At 71.0% G+C, this 4,390-nt stretch carries 4 protein-coding genes; 1 reads left to right on the forward strand and 3 read right to left on the reverse strand.

What is annotated here, in order from left to right; genetic code table 11:
- The 3 genes from VGL20_07535 to rplJ all read right to left on the reverse strand — a co-directional run.
- Positions 1 to 1,643: DNA-directed RNA polymerase subunit beta (locus VGL20_07535; GenBank protein ID HEY2703526.1), on the reverse strand; the 1,643-nt coding region annotated here is incomplete at its 3' end.
- Between the two features lie 216 nt (positions 1,644 to 1,859).
- Positions 1,860 to 2,252 (reverse strand): 50S ribosomal protein L7/L12, encoded by a 393-nt coding sequence (gene rplL / locus VGL20_07540; GenBank protein ID HEY2703527.1) that lies wholly within the window; start codon positions 2,250 to 2,252, stop codon positions 1,860 to 1,862.
- 92 nt (positions 2,253 to 2,344) lie between these two features.
- The gene (gene rplJ, locus VGL20_07545) at positions 2,345 to 2,899 is read right to left on the reverse strand and encodes a 50S ribosomal protein L10 (GenBank protein HEY2703528.1); all 555 of its coding nucleotides are present in this window, start codon (positions 2,897 to 2,899) and stop codon (positions 2,345 to 2,347) included.
- Positions 2,900 to 3,132: 233 nt separating this feature from the next.
- Here rplJ and VGL20_07550 point away from each other — a divergent pair, with 233 nt between their 5' ends.
- Positions 3,133 to 4,263, forward strand: a complete 1,131-nt coding sequence (locus VGL20_07550; GenBank protein HEY2703529.1) for an aromatic acid exporter family protein — start codon at positions 3,133 to 3,135, stop codon at positions 4,261 to 4,263.
- The last annotated feature ends 127 nt before the right edge of the window (positions 4,264 to 4,390 follow it).

Genomic DNA, 4,390 nt, shown 5'->3' on the forward strand with positions numbered 1-4,390 from the left:
TCCTCCTCGTCGGCGGACAGGTAGATGATGTCGTCGCTCACCCAGGGCTGGATCACCACCTCGACCAGCCCCGCGGTCTGCAGCCGCTTCACCGCGGCCTCGTCGAGCACGTCGCCGGCGGAGACGCCCGCCGGCGGGTAGTCCCTGGCGGCGGTGCGACTGAAGAGGATGTGGGCGTCCCTGGCGACGTCGACCTCGCGGTACACCTTGCGGAAGGGGGTCTCGATGAACCCGAACTCGTTGACCCGGGCGTAGGTGGCCAGCGAGCCGATCAGGCCGATGTTCGGACCCTCGGGGGTCTCGATCGGGCAGATCCGTCCGTAGTGGCTGTGGTGGACGTCGCGGACGTCGAAGCCGGCGCGCTCACGGCTCAGGCCGCCGGGGCCGAGCGCGGAGAGCCGCCGCTTGTGGGTCAGCTCGGCGAGCGGGTTGGTCTGGTCCATGAACTGCGACAGCTGGCTGGAGCCGAAGAACTCCTTGATCGCCGCCACCACCGGGCGCGCGTTGATCAGGCTCGCCGCGGTCACCGTGGCCGCGTCGCAGATGGTCATCCGCTCCTTGATGATCCGCTCCATGCGGATCAGGCCCATCCGGAACTGGTTCTGGAGCAGCTCGCCGACGGCGCGCACCCGGCGGTTGCCGAGATGGTCGATGTCGTCGGCCTCGCCGATGCCGTTGTCGAGGCGGATGAGCTTGGAGATGATGGAGATGAAGTCCTCGTTCTCGAGGACGCGCTTCTCCTTGTTCAGCGCGCGCTGCCGGGCCTCGTCCTCGGGGATGCCGAGGTTCTTGTCCAGCTTGAAGCGGCCGACCTTGCCGAGGTCGAAGCGGCGCGGGTTGAAGAAGAGCGAGGTGAGCAGGTTGAGCGCGTTCTCCACCGTGGGCGGGTCGCCCGGGCGGATCTTCTTGTAGAGCTCGACCAGGGCCTCGTCGCGCGAGCTGCTGACGTCCTTGTCCAGGGTGCTGTCGACGTAGCGGTGCTCGTTGTCGGTGTCGACATCCTCGAACAGGCGGCGGATGTCCTCGTTGCTGGTGTAGCCGAGGGCGCGCACCAGGGTGGTGACCGGCACCTTGCGCTTGCGATCGATCTTGACCGTGAGGATGTCCTTGCTCGAGGTCTCGATCTCCAGCCACGCGCCCCGGTTGGGGATGAGCTTGGCCGCGTAGAGGCGGCGGCCGGTGACCCGGTCGTCGCTGGCGGTGAAGTACACGCCCGGCGACCGCACCAGCTGCGAGACCACCACCCGCTCGGTGCCGTTGACGATGAAGGTGCCTTCCCGAGTCATGGTCGGGAAGTCGCCCATGAACACCTCGGCCTCCTTGATCTCGCCGGCGTTCTCGCCGGTCTTGATGTAGAGCCGGGTGTTGATGCGCAGCGGGACGCTGAAGGTCATGTCCCGCTGGCGGCACTCCTCCTCGTCGAACTTCGGATCACCGAACTCGTAGTCGAGGAAGCGCAGCTCGTAGTTCTTCCCGGTGTAGTCCGTGATCGGATTGATCTCGTCGAAGAGCTCGCGCAGACCCTCCCTCTTGAACCACTCGAAGGAGTCCAGCTGCGTCTGAATCAGGTTTCCGACCTCGAGCTTGTCGGCGATCTGTCCATAATTGACACGGCTGGAGCGGGCAGCGGTGCTCAGAACCATATGCTAGAGTTCCCCGAGAGGCGAAGGAGCCGGCTGGGAGTTGCGCGGCGGGCACAATCGCGTATCATACTACGTTCCCCGCCAGCCCTGCTTGGTCGCCCGTGCAGGCGCCAGACCGAGGGGTCAGGACCGGATGTCCTGGTGGCGGGACCGGGATGGTAACCGGCGGACGGTCATCCCAAACATGACCGCCCGCCGCCGCTGAACGAAGCCAGCTCAGCGGACCTCCACCGAGGCTCCAGCCTCCTTGAGCTTGGCCTCCACCTGGGCCGCCTCCTCCTTGGAGACGCCCTCGCGGACCGGCTTCGGAGCGCTGTCGACCAGGTCCTTGGCCTCCTTGAGGCCGAGGCCGGTGATCTCGCGGACCGCCTTGATCACGTTGATCTTGGCGTCGCCGGGGCCGGTGAGGACAACGCTGAACTCGGTCTGCTCCTCGGGCTCGGCGGCCTCGGCACCGCTCCCGCCGGCGGGAGCGGCGGCGGCGGCGACCGGCGCCGCGGCCTTGATGCCGAGCTTCTCCTCCATCAGCTTCACGGCATTGACGACGTCGAGGACGCTCCACTCCTGGAGGGCGTCGACGAACTCCTCGGGGGAAATCTTGGTGGCCATTCATGCCTCCGGCACCGGCCGCCGGAGGCGGCCGGGTGGTGGGGCCCTCGGCCCCGGTTCTTCTCGGGTTCCGCCGCTGCGCGGCGGCGCGGCTACGCCGCGGCGGCTTCCAGCTTTTCGCGGTAGGCGTCGAGCGTGGCGGCGAAGTTGCTGAGGATGGACTGCAGCGCACCCGCAAGGTGGGTGAGCGGGGACTGGATGGTGCCGGCGAGCATGCTGAGGAGCACCTCGCGCGGGGGCAGCTCGGAGAGCTGGCGGACGCCGTCGGCGTCGATGACCCGGCCCTCGACGAGCCCGGCCACCACCGGCAGGCGGCGGTTCTGACGGAAGTAGTCGGTGAGGATCTTGGCCGGCCGGGCGAGGTCGCCGTAGCCCAGCGCCAGGCCCACCGGCCCGACCAGGACCGCGGAGAACTGGCCCACCCCCGCGGCGTCGGCGGCGCGCCGGGCCAGGGTGTTCTTCACCACCACGTACTCGATCTGGTCGGCGCGGAGCCGGCCGCGCAGCTCGGAGAGCTGGGCGACGGTGAGACCCCGGTAGTCGGTGACGATCGCCGAGGTGGCCCGGCTCAGCTGATGGGTCAGCCTCTCGACCAGCTCGACCTTGTGGGGACCGGCGCGCACCGGTGCGTCGGCCTCCGTGCTCACCGCGTTCATTCCGTGCCCTCCAGTGCCGCGCCGTCCGGCCCATGAGGGGCCGGACACGCGGTCCCCACCGGGGGCGCGGGTCCCGACCATCCTCGCCTGCGCTGGGGATTGAGCTCCGGAGGGGGAGCGCCAGCGGTCTGGGGCAAGAAGGACGCACGAGGCGCCGTGTCGTTCGTTACCGGGCGGTGAGCATAGCAGCAGGCGGCGCCGGCCGGCGCTGCGAGACTCGGGGCATGGGATCAGCGCTGGCACGGCTGTCGGAGATGGTGCGCGACCGGCTCGGCGGCGTCGGGCTCGGCCTGCGGGTGGTCAAGACCGGCCTCGCATGCGCACTCGCCTGGCTGCTCGCCGAGCGGCTGCTCGCCGACACGCTGCCGGTGCTCGCCCCGCTGGCGGCGCTGCTCACCATGCAGGTGACCGTCTACCGCTCCGTGACGGTGGGCCTGCAGCGGGCCGCGGCGGTGATGGCCGGTGTGCTGCTGGCGCTGCTCGCCGCCCGCGTGCTCGGCCTCCACGCCTGGAGCGTCGGGCTGGTGATCACCGCGGCGCTGGTGGTCGGGCAGGCGCTGCGGCTCGGGCAGCAGTCGGTGCAGGTGCCGGTGAGCGCCCTGCTGGTCCTCGCCCTCAGCGGCCCGTCGAACCTCTACGCGCGCGACCGCATCCTCGAGACCCTGCTCGGCGGCGCGGTGGCGGTGGTGGTCAACCTCGTGGTGGTCCCGCCGCTGTTCACCCGCTCGGCCGACCGGCGCCTCGCCGGCCTCGCCGAGGCGATCGCCGGCCTGCTCGATGACATGGCCTCGGGTCTCACCGAGGGCTGGGACCCCGCCCACGCCCACGACTGGCTGCACCGCGCCCGGCGGCTCCACGACCCCCTCGACGAGAGCCGGGCCGCGATCACCCAGGCCGAGGAGAGCGTGCGCTACAACCCCCGCCGCCCCGGCGGCGGCCAGACCTCCACCCACCGGGCGTCGCTGACAGCGCTCGAGCACGCCGCGTTCCAGGTTCGCGGCATCGCCCGCGCCCTCGCCGACCTGTCCGCCTCCGACCCCGAGGCCGCGAGCCGCCTCAGCCCCCGCTTCGGCGAGTTGCTCGGCGCGGTCGCGACGGCGATGCGCGCCGCTGCGGAGACCCTGGGCGGCCACCCGCAGGGGGTGGACCGGCTGCGCGCCGCGCTCGCCACCGCCCGCGACCGCCTCGCCGAGGCGGAGGTGGCCCTCCACGCCGGCGCCGGCGCCGAGTCGCCGCTGTGGCACATCCACGGCTCCCTGCTCGCCGACGCCACCCGCCTGCTCCGCGAGATCGACCCCGACACCGGCCCCCATCACGAGGCGTTCACCCGCCCTCAGCACACCGCCCGTGGATGAACGCTCTCAGCAACCCCGAGCCCAGGATCGACGGGGTGTCGCGACCCGCAGCGGGGGGACGGGAGCCTATCCCACGGTGAGCCGCGCGGCCTGCTGCGCGTCGACCTTGACCCCCGGGCCCATCGTC

This window comes from Candidatus Dormiibacterota bacterium (genome assembly GCA_036495095.1).
Taxonomy (GTDB): domain Bacteria; phylum Chloroflexota; class Dormibacteria; order Aeolococcales; family Aeolococcaceae; genus CF-96.